A 17,426-nucleotide genomic window follows, 5' to 3' on the forward strand; every position below is an offset into this window, starting at 1 on the left:
AGAAATACATATAGGACTCATGTAGAAAAGTATCTGTGGGGAGATTCACCCTTCTGGAGCGCAAGTTACTTTTGCGCCACTACCGGAAGTGTTTCTCTTGATACTGTTAAGAAATATATTGAAGATCAGCGAACAGAAGAACACAAACGCAAATACATTAAGACTGGGAAATACAAAAAGAAAAGCTAGTGCGATTCATCCCACAACCGATTTCATCGGAAGGGGTTTTCTCGCACGATATTTATAAGCGATTCTAACTTGTCTGTCTCATTTTCAAAATAAAACATAGGATAATCGCTGATATTCTCAAGCAATTATCCTATGTTTCAGTTTATTTGAAATTGTTTATATGAGTAAAAAGCAAAGTATGATAAAACAATCATTTCTTTACATGAAATGCATCCATTCCGGGATATACTGCGCTGTCGCCAAGCATCTCTTCAATTCTGAGAAGCTGATTGTACTTGGCTACACGCTCTGAACGGCTAGGTGCACCTGTCTTGATCTGGCATGTGTTAAGCGCAACAGCCAGGTCTGCGATTGTTGTATCTGCGGTTTCTCCTGAACGATGAGAAGAAATAGCAGTATAGCCTGCATTGTGAGCCATCTTGATGGCTTCAAGAGTCTCTGATACAGAACCAATCTGGTTAAGCTTAATAAGGATAGAGTTTCCTGCGCCAAGAGAAATACCCTTACTAAGTCTCTCAGTGTTAGTAACAAACAGGTCATCTCCCACGAGCTGAACCTTGTTACCAATCTTGGCTGTCATTTTCTGCCAGCCTTCCCAGTCTTCCTCATCAAGTCCGTCTTCGATGGAAATGATCGGATACTTGTCAACAAGACTCTCCCAGTGAGCAATAAGCTCATTTGATGTGAACTCTTTTCCTGACTTAGGCTGCTTATAGAAGCCCTTTCCTTTTTCACTCTTCCACTCAGATGCAGCAGCATCCATAGCGATCATAAAGTCTTTTCCAGGCTCAAATCCTGCTGCCTTTATTGCTTCAAGAATCTTCTCGATAGCTTCTTCATCACTCTTTAGCTGATTTGGTGCAAATCCACCCTCATCACCAACTGCTGTAACATCTCCCATATCTTTAATAAGTTTCTTAAGATTGTGGAACACTTCTGCACACCAGCGAAGTGCTTCTTTAAAAGAAGGAGCTCCTACAGGCATAATCATGAATTCCTGTGTATCTACTGCGCTGTCAGCATGTGCGCCACCATTTAAAATATTCATCATAGGAACAGGTAATCTGTTTCCTGATACTCCACCAAGGAATCTATAAAGAGGAATATCAAGACTCTTAGCAGCTGCTCTTGCTGTCGCAATTGAAACTGCCAAAATTGCGTTTGCTCCAAGCTTTGATTTATCCTTTGTTCCGTCAGCCTTTATCATTGCTGCATCTACAGCATAAGTATCTGATGCATCCATTCCCTCAATGGCGTCATTAATAATTGTATTGATATTCTCTACAGCCTTTGTAACGCCTTTTCCAAGGTATCTTGACTTATCGCCGTCTCTAAGCTCCAATGCCTCAAACTCACCTGTTGATGCACCGCTGGGTGCTGTACCTGTTGCTACTGTCCCATCAGCAAGAGTAACCTCTGCCTCAACAGTAGGATTTCCTCTTGAATCAAGAATCTCTCTACCAATAACCTGTACAATCTGTAAATAATCTTTCATAAATTGCCTCCTTCTAGTGTTAGCATACGCTTACAATATATCATAACAGGCATCACATTTCTATTTTGTTATCAATAATTTTTCTCAACAATTCTCCACTCCTTGTATCAATGAATATTTCACTGCCATCTCTGATATGCACTTTCTTGACTACATCTGCGTTTCGTTCCTCTGTAAACATCGGGATGTACCTTTCAGTAACGTCCCAATGTCATTGCAGATAAAAACGGTGTCTTTAGAATATATGAAGACCCTCACGGTGCTTTTTGTGGCGCCTTTGAGGGTCTGTATTTGAAGAAATTGACCAGAAATCCTTTGATCTGCATTTTTAAATCTTCATTGCTATATCCCAGGCGCCCCAGATGGCGCTTCTGATATTGCCTACCTTTTTGCAGTCTCCGAGGAGATGAACGTTTTTGGCCTCTTTCATGATAGGTATCGGATGATAACCTACTGACATGATGACTGAATCCGCAGGAAGTTTCTTTACTCTTCCATCATTAAGTCCAATCTCAACTTCATGCGGTGAAATACTCTTAACAGACGCATTTAGATAAACCGGAACTTCATTGGTCTTAAAGCAGTCTCTTAAGTAGCTGGTGTTTGCAAGGCACATGTTCTTGACTGCGATCAGGTCATCCTTCATTTCAACGATCTGAGGGTGCTTTCCCTTGCGGAAAAGATCCAGAGCAATCTCGCAACCTGTAAGACCACCGCCGATGATGACTACATTATCTCCTACTTTCTTTTTATCAAGAAGATAATCTGTAGCATCCATAGCATATTCGGCTGCTCCGGGAATTGGAATTCTGTTAGCCTCAGCGCCTGTTGCGATGATGTACTCATCAGCCTGAGGAAGGCTTCCTGCTCTTACTTCCATGTTATAGTGGATCTCAACGCCAAGCTTTTTTATCTGTCTCTTCTGCCATGCAATGAATTCTTTATCCTTTTCCTTGAATTCAGGTGCAGCTGCGGCGATAAATACTCCGCCAAGGTCACTAGTCTTTTCATAGATCACAGGTTTGTGTCCGCGAAGTGCCAGTATTCTTGCAGCTTCCATTCCACCTACACCGCCACCGATAATGGCAACCTTTTTAGGCTTCCTGGTCTGAATGACTCTGTACTTAACTGACTGCATAGAGCGGGGATTGACCGCACATTTACACATTCCTGCAGACTCTGAAAGATCCTGGTCATTGGCTGTTCCATTGTGCTTTGTAAGGTTAAAGCATGCTGAATGACAACAGATACATGGCCTGATATCAGCTTCTTTTTCTCTCTCAATCTTGGTAACCCACTTAGGATCTGCAAGGAACTGTCTGCCCACAGCCATAGCGTCGATTCCGCCTTCACGGATTGCTTTTGCTCCGGCAAGGGGTTCCATTTTACCTGCACATACAACCGGGATATCTACGAACTTTTTGATGTGTTCTACGTCCTCGAGGTTGCAATTAACAGGCATGTACTGTGGTGGATGTGCCCAGTACCAGGCATCATAGGTTCCGTTGTCGCAGTTAAGCATGTCATAGCCTGCATCCTGAAGGAACTTAACAGCCTTTTCGGACTCTTCCATGTCACGTCCGATCTCCTCAAAGTCTTCTCCCGGCATAGCGCCATACTGGAAAGCCTTTGTCATTGATCTTACGGAATATCTTAGAGAAACAGGGAAGTCGTCTCCGCAGGTCTTCTTTATCTCTTTTACGATCTCAGCAGCAAATCTGTATCTGTTCTCAAAAGAGCCGCCGTATTCGTCAGTTCTGTGGTTGGTGTATTTTAAAGTGAACTGATCCAAAAGATATCCTTCATGGACCGCATGCACTTCAACTCCGTCTACTCCTGCCTCTTTGCAAAGTCTTGCTGTCTCGCCAAAAGCATAGATTATCTGCTCAATCTCTTTCTTGGTGATAGCCCTTGTTGTAACGTCATCTGCCCATCTGTTTGGCAGAACTGAAGGGGCTGCAGTCAGATACTCTGCATCGATAATAGGTTTTGCAAGAGTATTAAGTGCTTTATTTTTTGCAAGCATGGCAAGGGGCGCAGTAAGCGCCATAGATCTTCCAAAGCCTGCTGTCATCTGAATGAACATCTTGGCGCCGGTCTTATGAAATTCATCCATAAACTCTGCCAGTTCTTTGAATTTCTTTTTATTCTGGTAAAGCCACTTTCCCCCAAGCATATCCTTAACAGGTGCTATACCCGGAATCACAAGGCCGCAATCATATTTGGCGATCTTAAGTAAGAGCCTTGCTGCCTCCTTATCAAAATGACTTCCTGTTGGCTCCATCCAGCCAAAGATGCAGGTTCCGCCCATAGGTGCCAAAACAATTCTGTTCTTTATTTCCAGGTTTCCAATTTTCCAAGGTGTAAAAAGCGCCTCATATTCCTGCTTCATTGTCATCCCCCTTTAGTGTCTATAGTGTTTCAGTTTTTCTTTTTAAGATGCAATTCCTTAAGACCATCAACCTCGTCGCACACCGCTTTCATGCTGCAATGTCCGCAATCTGTGGGCATTCCGTCAAGTATGTTCGTAAGCGTCCTTGTGATCTTGTCTACCTTGTCTGCGTTTGGAACAAGGCTCTCGACCAACTCTTTGTCAGTAATAAAAATGACTCTGACCTTTTTTACTTCCGGAAGCTCTTTATACTTGGATATGTACGAACTTCCAACCCTGCTAAAAGAGATACCTCTTTTAAGAGCATCCTTGCTGACCCTTACCTGCTCGAGGTTACTGCTGGCAGATACCCTGACCATATACCCTTCCGGATATACATGGTATCTTACAAAATCAAGATTTCTTATGGTTCCAAAGGCTTTTTCGCTGTCTGTCTCTTCTCCAAGATCGCTTGTTTCCAGAATGATCACCCGGGCAAAAGAAATACTTCCATTTATTTCAGTAATGTCTTTTCCCACAACCAATATCTCATCCTCAGAAATATCGGAATCAGTAGTCACGCAGGTGTAGTTTACTGAGGGCTCACGCATTCCGCCAAGCTCTAAGGCTGCATCTCTTTGCATGATAAACTCCGTGTTATCAAGGAGTTTCCATGCACTATTCCTGTCATAGGAATATTTTTTATAAGTCTTTGCAGAAACCTTCTCCATGGTCTCCGCGATTATGCTGTCATAAAGTTTCATAGAAGGGCTCCGTTAGAATTTAATGTCTGCTTTCTTTCTGTCAAAGATCTTATTGACCTGAACATAAGCCCACGCCATAAGCTTCTGATCCAGATTCCAGAAATAAATTATAAAGAGAACTCCCGTAACAATTGACAGTATTTTAAAGATTGTAAAAAAAGTCTTGAATACCTTACTCATCGAAAGTTTTCCTTTCAAATCTACAAAAGTCTTTTAGCTTGCAAGCCCTTTTTGTCTTGCGTACTCTGCTGCTCCAAGGGCTCCCATAAGTTGAGGATCAACTGAAAGCTCAACAACTTTAAGCTTAAGTACCTGCTCAATCGCAGCCTTAAGTCCATCGTTTTTAGCGCATCCACCAGAAAGTGTGATGGAATCAGTTGCTCCGGCCTTCTTGGACATAACAAAGCATCTCTTTGCTACAGCCATCTCGATTCCGGCTGCAATCTCATCCATAGGCTTTCCTTCACCAACAAGTGTGATAACCTCAGACTCAGCGAAAACAGTGCACTGAGCAGTGATAGGAATAACGTTCTTTGCAGAAAGAGAAAGCTTTGAGAAGTCTTCAAGAGACATTTCAAAGGAACGAGCCATAGCCTCAAAGAATCTTCCTGTTCCGGCAGCACATTTATCGTTCATGGCGAAGTTTTTAACTGTTCCGTCTGTATCAATGGCGATACCCTTAACGTCCTGTCCACCGATATCGATAATGGCTTTAACGTTTGGATTTGTTACATGTACGCCCATAGCGTGGCATGAGATCTCTGAAATATTCTCATCCGCAAATGGAACCTTGTTTCGTCCGTATCCTGTACCGATAAGGTATGAAAGATCTCTTGTATCGTGAAGTTCAGGTACCTGAGATACAACCTCCTTCATGGCCATCTCAGCTGATTCCTGTGCTACAATCTTGCTCTTAAGCGTAGTGTTAGCAACCATCTTACCGTTCTCATCAACAATAACGGCTTTTGTGTAGGTTGATCCTACGTCACATCCTCCAAAGTATTTCATTATAATCTCCCTCCAAAATTATGTTTTTATGTTTTTGGTAATATATGCATGTCTCCACTTCGTTCCCGACATGCTACAGACATTCGGAATCCGCATTATCATGCTACTTCCTCATGTCTGTTTGGTTTTCAAGGTCATGTATTTTTTCTTGCAAGTAAGAAAATACATGACTTTGAAAAACCATATTACCACGTAGTATCATCTTCAAAGTCTACCAATGAAGGATCCACAGGCTCGGCCTTCATCACGGTTCTCATAAATTCATTGACTGTTGCTCGCATGTCTTTTCTTGAAACTGTTCTTGGATCCATCAGGTCATGGCTGCACCACAAAAGCTTGATGCCCCTCTCTCTTGCCTGTTCCTCAAAAAGTCCCTGAACAGTAGCCATGTTCTTGCAGGATACATGCTGATACATAAGAACAAAGTCAACATTCCAGATCTCGCACTGCCTCCAGAGCTCTGTAACAACGTGGTCGTAACCGCCATTGGTATGCCTTCTCATAACCATTCGCTCATAGAGTCTAGCCAGGTCCTTAAGTGCCTCGTCCTTATTTTCCGTTTCAAGAGGCTTTGTAAAGTTAAGTGATTCCATCTCAACAAGGATATCTACGCCCCAGCAATTGGCCATCCAGTTGGAGAAGTTAGCATAATAGTGAGCAGGTATCGACCAAACGATCGCTCTGTATTTCATCTTGCCTCTCCAGGCTTCATCCCTGTGCTCGTAGGCCTTTAGCATGAGCTGGTCGACCTTTTTGAATGTCGAGATGATCCTTGGATCAAGACCGCCGTCCATCTCGTAATTCCACTTTCTAAAGAGTTCATAACACGGTCCTATCAGCTGTGGATGCGGTGTCTGGTTTATCTCCCACTTTTGAAGCTCATACTTTGTTTCTTCGTTAAAGCGCTTCATTGCTGCAAAATATGCATCCCAGCTCCACTTAGCTCCGGTGTTTTCTTCGATGAACTTTATGCATCCTCTTATGTCTTTTACCGCTGCATCCATGATGGACTCGTCCTCATACCTTACAGGGAAAGCCAGGTGATATGTGGGAAGATCCTTAAATCTTCTGCTTGTGTAAGATGATGCCATTACTGAACCGTCACAAGGCATTGAGCTTGAAATGAAGCACGCCCCCATGTGAGGAAGGGCATCAACCACAACCGCTCCGCATTCTGAAGACGGTACAGGACATGTGTCTGATGGAAGTCCATAGGACTCAATCGCATCGATATAAGGCATGCATGCCAGCTGATCAATCTCAGACAAAAGAAATACCGGCATAAGCTGGTAAGGAATTCCGATAAGATCAGGGAATCCTGCCATTATCTGAGACATTGTCATCTCATCAAAAAGAACTATCTTTTTAGAAAGTGCTGTGCTGTTTCCGACCTTTTCATCGGATTTCATAAGGAGCACCAGATTCTCTGCAACATATCTGAATATTGCATAGATGAGTTCGTGGTGCATCTTCAGCGCTCTTCCTCGAAGTCCCATTGTATTTTTATCCATAAAAGAGTGACAACAGAAATATGAGATCATCCATCTGTAATGAACAGCTCCCATCATGGCCGGCACCAGGTCTTTTGAAAATGTGGCAAGAAGCATTGCCCACATTCTTCCCCATTCACAGAAGTCAACCGCTGTGTCTTTTACGCCGCGCCACTCTCTTCTTACTGTGGCCATTTTTCCTGTAGCATAGAGTTTTCCAAGCTGCTTTTCTCCGTTTATCACAAGATCTTTTATCTCATCAGGAGACATGTTTTTCAAAAGATCTGCTTCATGAAGAAGCCTTTTCTTAAAGCCCTTTGCATCTTTCCCGATGGACTTTGCAACATCCTTCCAGTCGGTTTCTTTTGCAATTTCTCCGACAATTCCGGCTATTTCTTTTATATTCTCAGCTTGGGCCTTCCAGTCGATCTCATCCTTTAATCTGAAATTTTTGGGGTCTATATATTTCATAGGACGGCCTCCTTTCTGGCACTGTTTCTTATCCTCTTGATCTCAAGGGCTTCAACAAAAGCCTGGAATCTTGTCCGTAGTTGCCCGGAGTTATGTACATTGTAGGATCTGTCAATTGAAAGCGTAGGCCATCCATACTCTTCAGTGAGGATGTGGCTTGCAAGTGGTCTTTCAAATGCCCAGAAATCGCAGTACTTCATCTGTTCATAGATGATTCCGTCTGCCTTAAATTCTTTTGCCAGTCTGTCAGCTGTCTCACGCCTTTGAGCAATCTTCTCTTCAGCCATATACCTTGGGCATTCGCTAGTCTTCATATAGTGCCTTGCAATCTGCTTGAGGATATCCTCATCATCATTAAGGACTATCTCTTCCCTTCCCGGGAATGATCCGTAGCAGTACCTGTCCGCAACAACCATAGCTCCAGACTCTTCTAGAAGCCTTGTAAAATCAAGGTCATCAACTTCAGAGCCCACAACCACTACTCTTGCCCTGTAGAAAGGCTTAGGATCAGTCTTTCTTGCCTTGATCTCCTCTAATGTTTCCTCAAGCAGCGGCAGTATCTTTTTAGTAGGACAGCAATAACTTACGAGGCATATTACATGAAACTCGTATCCTGTAACCGGAGGATTATCGAGTTTCCTAAGATTACCTATCTCAGTTATGACTCTGCAAAGCCTGTTGTGCTCTTCAACGGCTTTTTTAATGGCACTGTCAGAGACATCTGTCCCGAGCTTTTCGTGCATCACATCCAAAAGTCGAAGCCTCATCTGTGTTGCAACCTGGTCTACATTGTAGTTTTCAACCTTGTACGGAACATCTGTATGGGTAACGAAAAAATGTGGTTTTTTATTACAATCCAATATCTCAAGATGCTCATAGCATCTGTTCATAGCTGAACAGGCATCAACACCGGCAATCCCATCAAGAAATCCGTAACCTCCCTCTATTCCTCTTTCAAGGAGAGATCTGGCAAACTCGCAGGTATAATTTGACATATAGTAAGTTGATATGTCGATAGAACCTGTCCTTGGTGCTCTCATGCGAACTGAAAAGCAATTGTCCACGTTAAGGAGCACTTCAGGCATGTGATAGCAAGTATACCCAATTGCATACTCCCCCTGACTTTGAGCTTCTTTTACCATTTCATTCGCTGCATCGTCCAGCAAATTTTCAAAAGTAATCAGATGCTTTAAATCTTGCACTTTATCCCCCTTCCAACATCAGATGATGTTTAGATTTTTAAGAGCTGCCCTGGTTCCTTCTAAAATCGTGGAGCCTTCCGGAAGCTCAAATATGTTCTTGCCCTCAATATCATTTTCAGTCATGTCATCATCCTGCGGAATGACTGAAATGACTCTTACGCCGCCAATCTCTTTTTCCGTAACCTTTTCAGGAAGCGGCGCCCTGTTAACGATAAGTCCAATCTCATCATACATAACAAGCTCATCAGCTACGTTCTTGATAGTTTCAATGATATCAAGTCCTTTCCTGCTCTGATCTGAAACGCAAATAAGATGCGTAACCTTCTCAAGAACTCTTCTGTTTATCTGCTCAATACCGGCTTCACCGTCAATAACGACATAGTCAAAATCGTTAGCCACCATCTCGATGACTTTTTTCAGATAAGCATTTATCGCACAATAGCAGCCTGCGGCCTCGGGTCTTCCGATCGCCAGAAAAGAAAATCCGTTCTGCTCTTCAATGGCATCCATTATCTTGAACTTGGCCTCAGCCAAAATATCCTGAGTATCCCGTAGTTTCCCTGTTACATCATCTGCTACACTTTTTCTGATCTGATCAAGGGTATAAGAAGATTTTGCCCCAAGTGAGATCAAAAGCCCCACTGCAGGGTCAGCATCAATTGCCAGAATTTTAGAATCTTTTTTCTCTTCAGTAAGAACGCGCACTATTGCAGCACAAAGTGAAGTTTTCCCCACGCCTCCTTTGCCTGTAAGCGCAATTACGACTGTATTAGCCATTTCTCCCCCTTATTAGACTTTTGCACAAAGAATATATTAATATCATAATACAATTTAGTAAATTTTAGTACATAATTATGAAAAAAAAGTAAACTTTGTAAATAAACTATGCTATGATTAGTTTTAGAAAACTTTGGTATTTCGTTTCATTCGGGGAAACTCTGGACGTTCTAAGTCCACAACATAAATAGAGTAGGGGGAAAACATCATATGAAAGATCTCGTTCACATTTTTGAGTTCGAGGACCTTTTACAGGAAGCTGCCAACCCATTAGTGAAAAAAGGTAGAGATGAGGGGCTTAAAGCTTTGGGCTATACCTGTTATTTTATGCCTGAAGTTTTATTAGATCTGCCGGGTTGTTTTTCTGTGCGTCTTCGCGCTCCGCGCTCCACTTCGCCTGAAATGGCAACATACTACATGACAAACAGGACATGTATGTACGGCAGATGCCTTTTAGAAAGGGCCTTAGAAGGTGGCTATAATTTTCTTGATGCTCAGATGGCAACCGAAACTTGTACCGTAACATGCCGTTTTCAAGAGCATTTACAGCTTATGGACGTTATCCATAACCCTGATTTCTTCTGTGAATTCACAGACGTACCATTTAAGAAAAATTCAAACTCAATAACGCACTATGAACAGCAACTTAAGGTTCATGTCCTTGACAAGCTCCACGAAAAATTTGGAATCGATACAAGCGACGAAGCTCTTATAAAGGCAATTGAGCAGCACAATGAAGTATGCAGACTCATCCAGGAGATTGGCAGCTACAGAAAGCTTAAAAATCCAACAATCACAGGTTGGGAATTTTCTATCATAATGCTCACAACTCTTACATGCCCTAAGCACCTTATCATCGATAAACTCCGTGATATTGCAGAGCAGCTAAAGACTAGAGAACCTGATGTCAAAAAGAACTATCGTGTGAAAGTTCTTTTGACCGGATCTGAAGAAGATGACCCTGACTTCATTAAGCTAATCGAGGAGTGCGGCGCCCTTGTTGTTGCTGACAGGCACTGCTATGGCTCTCTTCCGGGCCGTGAAGAAATTGTAGTAAAAGAAGGCGAGACACCACTTCGCGCAATAGCAAGACATTATCTTGAAACCAGTATGTGTCCTCGTTTCATGGAGCAGCATATAATGCGTGAAAGAAAGCAGTATCTGGCTGACCTTGCCAAGGAATATGACGTAGACGGAATCATCATTTCGCAGATGAAATTCTGTGAGTACTGGAGCTATGAACGCACGATCGATACTCTCATAATTCCAAGAGACTTTGGTATTCCTGTATGCTCCATCGAGAAAGAGTACGTCAACAACGCTGTTGGCCAGTTAAGGACCAGGTTCCAGGCCTTTGTAGAAAGTATTGAGCTTAAAAACTTACGTAAAGAGGGGGCCTAAGACATGAAACTATCAGAGATAAAAGATACTTACAGGAAGCTTTTCGTAGTTGAGAAAAGCCCTGAGGAAAAAAATAAACCAAAGGATCTGAAAAAAGATCTCAAGGACTTCTGGTACGGAAAACCTCATGAAGAGAGAAATCTTGGAAAGCTCTATGTTGATGGCACAGGTCTTTATAAGCACCGTGAATGGCGAGGCGTAAAGGACACCATGTACTACTTCAACATGATCTGGCTTTACAACTACGCTCATATGGTAACCGACATCATGAAGTATGGCGGTGAAGGTCCAAAGTCACTTGTTGATTTTGCAAAAGGAACCTTCAGATATAGATGGATGGGCCAGACTTACCTTTCCGTTATGCACTGGTTCGACAGAGGTCTTGAGGGCATGCGCGGAGATGCTCTTGCTGCTTCTGCCTGGCACTACAGAGGCATGGTAAGTGAGACAATCCGTCAGTTCATGTGCATGTTTGCTTCAGACAAAAAGTTGCATGGCGGCAAAACTCCTGAAAGATGGAACAAGAACATTGCTCACAACGAAACAGTAAGCGGAAATATCTTTTACCCATTCAGAAAAGAGCTTGAAGATGTTGCTCTTGAGATGATTCCTTACTTCGTTTCAGTTCATGTAAATAACCACACGGTTCTTAACTATATTGATGCAGCGCAGTCCATCGGTCTTCCTGCTGACCCATGTCCAATGTGTCAGGCGGAATACGGACTCTTTGTCCTTGATGATTATCCGGACTACGCTCCCACTATGGTGACTTCCAATGAAGCCTGCGATGGTTCTGTTGCTACTTCAGTTCTTCAGGACTGGTTCCTCAACAGACCTCTTTATGCAATGCCACAGCCCATGAGATACGATGATCCTCTTGTTCAGGAACACTGCCAGAAAGAGATCGAAGGCTGCTGGAAATTCATCGAGGAACAGTATGGAGTTAAGTTTGACTGGGATGAGTACGTAAAATGGGCTAAGAGCTTTAACAAGCTTACTGAGTTTGAATGGGAAAAATGGGACGTTGCAGCCAACACCAAGTATTATCCTATCAATGGTGTTGCACAGGCTCTTTACAGAATCTACTATTCTCAGGACGGTGACAGGCCAATCTGGCATGAAATGGATGAGCATGTAAAGCGCATCATGAACAAGACTGTAAAGAACAAGATTGAAACCTTCCCAAAGACAAGACACCGCGCGATTGCCTGGAGCTGCGCTCCTTTGTATTATTCAAACTGGTGCACCTGGGCTTACAACTGCTGGGGAATCAACTGCGTTATCAACATGGACTCTCTTATGTTTGATCAGTATCTCAGAACAGATACTTACGAGCACGCTCTTGAGGATCTGTCCTGTTTTAACGAGAAGGCACCTATGAGAGCCATGGCTGTCGGCGGACATGAGCACATTCTGTCCCTCTTTGATTACATGGAACGCTTCAACTGCGATATGGTCATCATGTACGATCAGCTACAGTGCAAAGGAATGCAGGGCATCCACGGCGTATTCGAAGACGAATTCAGAAAGCGTAACATCCATGCAATCTGGGTTCCTCATGCTCTTCCTGATAAGCGCACAGTCTCCAGGAAAGAAATCCGTCGTATCATCAACGATTACATGACAACAGTAATGAGAGAAACTCCTCTGGATCCTTCACTTCTTGATTTTGACGATGACCAGAGCTGGTAATGCTACTTAAACTTATTTGCATAATGGACAGGATAAGCTCAGATAGCATGTTGAACATATTATCATGAAGCTTTATATAAAAAAATTCATAAGGAAAAGCGATATGAATAAACTAACAAAAATTATTTTCAAAATATTAGGAATCTTCGCAGCCATATACGGAATCCTATTTGCTGTATTCTATTTTGACCTCGATGGAAAGTTTCTCTTTTACATTTGGGAACCAATGATGGTAAAGCGCTTCGACAACATGAAACGCAAAGACAACACCCTAACTCCTTATTCAAGTAAAGAGAATGTTTCAGAAGACTTCTAAATACATAGTTTCAAAATCAATATAGGTTTTTGGGGTATTCAAAGTTTTTGAGTGTCAATCATTTTGAGGGTCTAGTTTGAGGGGCTATCGTGAGGGGCTACTTTTCAAGTCAGACCCTCAAAAACTTTGGCAAACCCTCAAAAAGTTTGATTATCCGAATTTTCATAATTCATGGGACTTTATACACTATGTAAACTTATTGCAATAACGATAACACTCCTTGATTGGTTTGATTAGCCTGAGCCAGCATAGACTGACCTGCCTGCTGCAGAATATTCTGATTAGAATAGCGCACCATTTCTTCAGCCATGTCCGTATCACGAATTCTTGATTCTGCCGCCTGAGTATTTTCGACTACATTATCAAGATTCTTGACTGTATGCTCCAAGCGGTTCTGCATAGCTCCATAATAGGAACGCATTGCGCTTATATTCATCAGAGCACCTTTGAAATATCCTATAGCCTCAAGAGCATCTGTACTTGTAAGAGTATTCGCATTTGATACACCTATTGCCGATGCGGACATCGCAAACCGCTTAAGTGCTATCTGATTATCAGAAGATGACTCTGAACCTACCTGAAGAATAAGTGTTGCATCATCGCCGCCTGAAGTTCCACTTGCGCTTGCGCCTTTTACAAACATCGCCTGTTGAGCTGAAACGGACGAACCAAGTACATCTGTTGAACTAAGACCACCTGACGCGATGATGGACCCTGCTCCGTTTAATGAAGATGAACTTCTACTAGCATCAACTAATTTTTTTACAAAAGAAGCTGCATTTCCTTCACCGTTATTGATATTACTTATCACTTGTGAAACAGTTAAACACGAACCAGAAATAACACTATTGATGGTATCCTCGAAAGAATTAACTGTGCCTCCATTTGCATAATTATCATAATTGTTCAATAGTGCATTGAATATTGCATTAGCACCGCTTTGAAGAGAACCTTGACTTACGCCGCTTTGTCCACTAGCAAGCTGGCAAAGATACGCACATGCCAAATAGCCATGCCCATAAACACGATCTTCAACAGTATATTGTCTAAGATAATTTGCTACTGCTGTTTCGTCGCTCATATAAAAGAGCGCATCATTCCATCCTGTTGTAAACCCTCCACCTATAAGCTGTGCTGTTCCTTCAACGAACCATTTAGGAAAATTGAGGCTCGTATCTGCATCGGCTCTCCACATTCCTTCTGGAAGAGTCAGATCCATTAATCCATGCATCAACTCATGAGCTATGGTTGATTCCAGCATCTGCTCTGTGCTTTCATCCAATGTATTTGACGTATAATCTGCTGAATCTACTTTCATTAGAAGTGATTCCGCTGCAAATATATCTACAGCACCATTGCGACCATAGAATCCACCTTGCATATAAGCAAGCGTATTACTTGGTCCATCTATATAAGATATCTGTAGATCCATCGCACCTATATCAGCATTTGATCCAGCCAAAGTATTTAATCTATTACCCAAAGAACCTGATAATGCACTAACCATCTGAGAAACCGCATTTGGTATCATCTTAGTTGCTATTCTTTCAAGTAGCTCCTTTTGTTCAGCTGTTGCCTCCCTTGCTGCTGCCCCATTTGCTGGAAAGATCGGAATTTCATTAAATGTTGTTTTTCCACCAACTGCATCTATTTCTTCTTTTAACTTAGTTATTTCCTGATTGATATAAGATCTGTCTTCTGCTGTAAGTGTATCATTAGCAGCCTTGATTGCCAGTTCATTACCACGCTGTATCATGTCATGAACTTCATGAAGAGCCCCATCTGCAATCTGAACAAAAGATATACCATCCTGTGCATTATAAGAAGCCTGTGAAAGCCCCCTTACCTGCCTTCTCATCTTCTCTGAAATGGCAAGCCCTGCCGCATCATCCGCAGCTCTATTCACCTTGTAACCAGATGACAACTTTTCAGACGACTTCCTCTGAAGGCCAGTCGTTATACCGAGTTGTCTATTAGAATTCATTGCTGTTATGTTATGCTGAATATCCATACAAAGATCCCTCTTACATTCCCTTCTACTTCGTCATTCTATGGGAATTTCCATAAAAAGCATCCTTGCATGTGCTAATACTTCCTTGTTGCTATTATTTTATCGTCATATCATTATTATTTCTAAATATTTTATACTTATATTTTTGGCCATTTTACCACACACAAAAAGAAAGCGTTGCAATAATGCTACGCTTTCTGGGCAACCCCTCAAAAAGTTTGATTATCCGGTTTTTGTTTTTCCTCAGAAAAACAAAAAACTATACTTTTTCAAACTCTATTTTTAATCCTTCTTCTTGCAACCTCTACTGCAGCAAGACTTGAGATGGATGCAAGTATAATCAATAAAAGCAGCGCAAAATCATTCTGCTTTTCATCATATGTCGCATTCCTTGCTACTTCTTCATCCGAAATTACCTGTATTTCATCCATAGAATTCTCTTCTTCGTTTTTCTCTCTTTTAAAATTCTGGTCTCCAACCACATAGCTGTATGTCGCCTGCAGAGTACTTTCCTCTTTATTATCTTCTACTATTTCTTCTGTATCATTCTTATTACTATTATCTGTGCTATCTTTTAATATCTCTTCTATATCGTCCTTATTGCTATCTACTGTACTCTCTATACTGACCGCATTTTCCTTGGCAAAACAATCATACGGATTAACGATCAGACTAAGAGCAATAGCAGTTCCAACTACTTTTATAGCAAACTTATATAGTAAACAGTTCTTTCTCATTATCTCGCTCCTCACAATAAGATAGATTTCCCCTCATAAATAAGGGTACCATTCTAAAATAACAAAATCCATCATATTGCGTCAGCATTTTGACATTTAATCAACCGTTAAGAATATCTTTATATTTTTTTTACTATTTAAAAGATACATCTTCTTAAATTCCAATATTTTCAAAACCTCCTGTCGATGTTATATTTTTACTATTATTTTAGAATGCATGAGGTTAGGTCTAAACTATAAAAATGAAACAAATAATCTATTATCACCTGCCGGGACTATTTGAATTTTATGATTTTTATAAAGTATTTCTTCCTCTTTTTAGGGAACATAAAGAGTACTTTTATGATTGGTGTGAGATAGGCTCCATTTATGGTGCACCGGGAGTTTGTCTGTGGGGAGGAGGACGTGTTGGCTTTGGAGATGAATCCCCGCAAAATGTAGCATCCCTAATGAGGGAGTATAATGTATCCGCACGTTTAACTTTCAGTAATTCTCTTCTTCGCAATGAGCATCTTTCTGATAAGTTCTGTAATAAGTTATGTGCCTTGTTTGAGAAAAATGGAAATACAGAAAATGGGATTATTATCCATTCGGATTTACTGCTTGAATATATAAAAGACAGGTATCCGGGATTCTTTTTTGTATCATCAACTACAAAGGTAATCACAGAATTTGATAATTTTATAGAAGAACTGAAAAGAGATGACTTTCGCTTTGTTGTTCCTGATTTCAGGCTTAATAAGGAATTACAACAACTTGAGAGCCTTCCAGATAAAATGAAGCAAAAAACTGAGTTTTTATGTAATGAATGTTGTTGGTATGGTTGCTATGACAGAAAAAAATGCTACGAAAATGTAAGCAGAAAGAATCTTGGAGAAAACTGTGATGATCACATATGCGTCTCACCATATGCAAGTAAAGGGTACAGGTTTTCTGATGCTATGAAAAATCCCGGATTTATCGGCACTGACGACATTTGTAACATTTATGCTCCTAAAGGTTTTTCACATTATAAGATTGAAGGTAGAAGCCTTGGAAGTGCAATAATACTTGAGTTTTTACTGTATTATATGACTAAACCAGAGTATCAGCTAAAAGTGAGGGAAGAAATCTATCTGGATAGTACATTGGATTTGTTCTGAGATTGTAACCCGCATAGATGGGGAATAGAAAAATATACTTTCTTGCAAGAACAGCAGACGAACTGGAAGTGTAGGCATAGTGATGTGAACGATTTATTTTGAAATGATGATAAATGGATATAAATAAACCCACAAAAGACTTGTGTTATGAATAAGTATGAAACAAGGCTTTTGTGGGTGTTTTATGTCCAATTTATCACATTGAAAAATATCAGAGTGAACAGAGCTATGCCTACACTTTCAGCTCGGCTGCGTCCGTTTACAATAAAGTATGACATCTTGAACTAAATTCCAGAAATCCGCATATACTGCGGATTTCGTGAGAATATGAGTGAAGAGTCAACCAAGCCTCATCGACGA

General features: G+C 41.4%; 15 protein-coding genes. 5 read left to right on the forward strand and 10 right to left on the reverse strand.

Features of this window, described 5'->3' with window-relative positions:
• Positions 1–189, forward strand: a 189-nt coding sequence (locus BM146_RS17825; RefSeq protein WP_177201735.1) for a transposase, incomplete at its 5' end; no start/stop codon positions are given.
• A gap of 190 nt (positions 190–379) precedes the next feature.
• Here the strand turns inward: BM146_RS17825 and eno are convergent.
• The 8 genes from eno to BM146_RS17860 all read right to left on the reverse strand — a co-directional run bounded on the left by eno (position 380) and on the right by BM146_RS17860 (position 9,767).
• Entirely contained in the window at positions 380–1,684 is a 1,305-nt protein-coding gene (gene eno / locus BM146_RS17830; protein WP_074891897.1) for a phosphopyruvate hydratase, read from the reverse strand.
• Between the two features lie 328 nt (positions 1,685–2,012).
• Entirely contained in the window at positions 2,013–4,076 is a 2,064-nt protein-coding gene (locus BM146_RS17835; RefSeq protein ID WP_074891899.1) for an oxidoreductase, read from the reverse strand.
• Positions 4,077–4,105: 29 nt separating this feature from the next.
• Complete coding sequence (locus BM146_RS17840) at positions 4,106–4,819, reverse strand: hypothetical protein (protein ID WP_074891901.1); 714 nt, start codon at positions 4,817–4,819, stop codon at positions 4,106–4,108.
• Positions 4,820–4,831: 12 nt separating this feature from the next.
• Positions 4,832–4,999 carry a hypothetical protein gene (locus tag BM146_RS19710; RefSeq protein ID WP_177201736.1) on the reverse strand — a complete coding sequence of 56 codons (168 nt, stop codon included), beginning with the start codon at positions 4,997–4,999 and terminating at the stop codon, positions 4,832–4,834.
• Positions 5,000–5,032: 33 nt separating this feature from the next.
• Complete coding sequence (locus tag BM146_RS17845) at positions 5,033–5,827, reverse strand: acyl-CoA dehydratase activase (RefSeq protein ID WP_022776354.1); 795 nt, start codon at positions 5,825–5,827, stop codon at positions 5,033–5,035.
• A gap of 185 nt (positions 5,828–6,012) precedes the next feature.
• On the reverse strand, positions 6,013–7,788 hold the full coding sequence (locus tag BM146_RS17850; protein ID WP_242949441.1) for a 2-hydroxyacyl-CoA dehydratase family protein: 1,776 nt from the start codon (positions 7,786–7,788) through the stop codon (positions 6,013–6,015).
• On the reverse strand, positions 7,785–8,990 hold the full coding sequence (locus BM146_RS17855) for a 2-hydroxyacyl-CoA dehydratase family protein (RefSeq protein ID WP_074891903.1): 1,206 nt from the start codon (positions 8,988–8,990) through the stop codon (positions 7,785–7,787). The genes BM146_RS17850 and BM146_RS17855 overlap by 4 nt, the downstream gene beginning before the upstream one ends.
• An 18-nt stretch (positions 8,991–9,008) precedes the next feature.
• Positions 9,009–9,767: an ATP-binding protein gene (locus BM146_RS17860; RefSeq protein WP_074891905.1), complete on the reverse strand. Its 759-nt coding sequence runs from the start codon at positions 9,765–9,767 to the stop codon at positions 9,009–9,011.
• Positions 9,768–9,977: 210 nt separating this feature from the next.
• Between BM146_RS17860 and BM146_RS17865 the strand changes: the two genes are divergently transcribed.
• From BM146_RS17865 to BM146_RS17875, 3 genes are all read left to right on the forward strand, one after another.
• Complete coding sequence (locus tag BM146_RS17865) at positions 9,978–11,168, forward strand: 2-hydroxyacyl-CoA dehydratase family protein (protein WP_074891907.1); 1,191 nt, start codon at positions 9,978–9,980, stop codon at positions 11,166–11,168.
• A 3-nt stretch (positions 11,169–11,171) separates the two neighbouring features.
• Entirely contained in the window at positions 11,172–12,860 is a 1,689-nt protein-coding gene (locus BM146_RS17870; RefSeq protein ID WP_074891909.1) for a 2-hydroxyacyl-CoA dehydratase family protein, read from the forward strand.
• Positions 12,861–12,963: 103 nt separating this feature from the next.
• A complete protein-coding gene (locus tag BM146_RS17875) occupies positions 12,964–13,176 on the forward strand; it encodes a hypothetical protein (RefSeq protein ID WP_074891911.1) in 213 nt (70 codons plus the stop codon).
• Between the two features lie 196 nt (positions 13,177–13,372).
• Here the strand turns inward: BM146_RS17875 and BM146_RS20100 are convergent, their stop codons facing one another.
• Together BM146_RS20100 and BM146_RS17885 are read right to left on the reverse strand one after the other, a co-directional pair.
• The gene (locus BM146_RS20100) at positions 13,373–15,187 is read right to left on the reverse strand and encodes a flagellinolysin (RefSeq protein ID WP_074891913.1); all 1,815 of its coding nucleotides are present in this window, start codon (positions 15,185–15,187) and stop codon (positions 13,373–13,375) included.
• A 269-nt stretch (positions 15,188–15,456) separates the two neighbouring features.
• A complete protein-coding gene (locus BM146_RS17885) occupies positions 15,457–15,924 on the reverse strand; it encodes a hypothetical protein (RefSeq protein WP_074891915.1) in 468 nt (155 codons plus the stop codon).
• 242 nt (positions 15,925–16,166) lie between these two features.
• Between BM146_RS17885 and BM146_RS17890 the strand changes: the two genes are divergently transcribed.
• A complete protein-coding gene (locus tag BM146_RS17890) occupies positions 16,167–17,066 on the forward strand; it encodes a hypothetical protein (RefSeq protein WP_074891917.1) in 900 nt (299 codons plus the stop codon).
• Positions 17,067–17,426 lie beyond the last annotated feature (360 nt).

Source organism: Butyrivibrio proteoclasticus, from assembly GCF_900115735.1.
Lineage (GTDB): Bacteria > Bacillota > Clostridia > Lachnospirales > Lachnospiraceae > Butyrivibrio > Butyrivibrio proteoclasticus_B.

Excerpts from the sequence above, each read along its gene's own strand:
- eno (WP_074891897.1), bottom strand. The coding sequence starts at position 1,684 with ATGAAAGATTATTTACAGATTGTACAGGTTATTGGTAGAGAGATTCTT.
- BM146_RS17835 (WP_074891899.1), bottom strand. The coding sequence starts at position 4,076 with ATGAAGCAGGAATATGAGGCGCTTTTTACACCTTGGAAAATTGGAAAC.
- BM146_RS17840 (WP_074891901.1), bottom strand. The coding sequence starts at position 4,819 with ATGAAACTTTATGACAGCATAATCGCGGAGACCATGGAGAAGGTTTCT.
- BM146_RS19710 (WP_177201736.1), bottom strand. The coding sequence starts at position 4,999 with ATGAGTAAGGTATTCAAGACTTTTTTTACAATCTTTAAAATACTGTCA.
- BM146_RS17845 (WP_022776354.1), bottom strand. The coding sequence starts at position 5,827 with ATGAAATACTTTGGAGGATGTGACGTAGGATCAACCTACACAAAAGCC.
- BM146_RS17850 (WP_242949441.1), bottom strand. The coding sequence starts at position 7,788 with ATGAAATATATAGACCCCAAAAATTTCAGATTAAAGGATGAGATCGAC.
- BM146_RS17860 (WP_074891905.1), bottom strand. The coding sequence starts at position 9,767 with ATGGCTAATACAGTCGTAATTGCGCTTACAGGCAAAGGAGGCGTGGGG.
- BM146_RS17865 (WP_074891907.1), top strand. The coding sequence starts at position 9,978 with ATGAAAGATCTCGTTCACATTTTTGAGTTCGAGGACCTTTTACAGGAA.
- BM146_RS17870 (WP_074891909.1), top strand. The coding sequence starts at position 11,172 with ATGAAACTATCAGAGATAAAAGATACTTACAGGAAGCTTTTCGTAGTT.
- BM146_RS17875 (WP_074891911.1), top strand. The coding sequence starts at position 12,964 with ATGAATAAACTAACAAAAATTATTTTCAAAATATTAGGAATCTTCGCA.
- BM146_RS20100 (WP_074891913.1), bottom strand. The coding sequence starts at position 15,187 with ATGGATATTCAGCATAACATAACAGCAATGAATTCTAATAGACAACTC.
- BM146_RS17885 (WP_074891915.1), bottom strand. The coding sequence starts at position 15,924 with ATGAGAAAGAACTGTTTACTATATAAGTTTGCTATAAAAGTAGTTGGA.
- BM146_RS17890 (WP_074891917.1), top strand. The coding sequence starts at position 16,167 with ATGAAACAAATAATCTATTATCACCTGCCGGGACTATTTGAATTTTAT.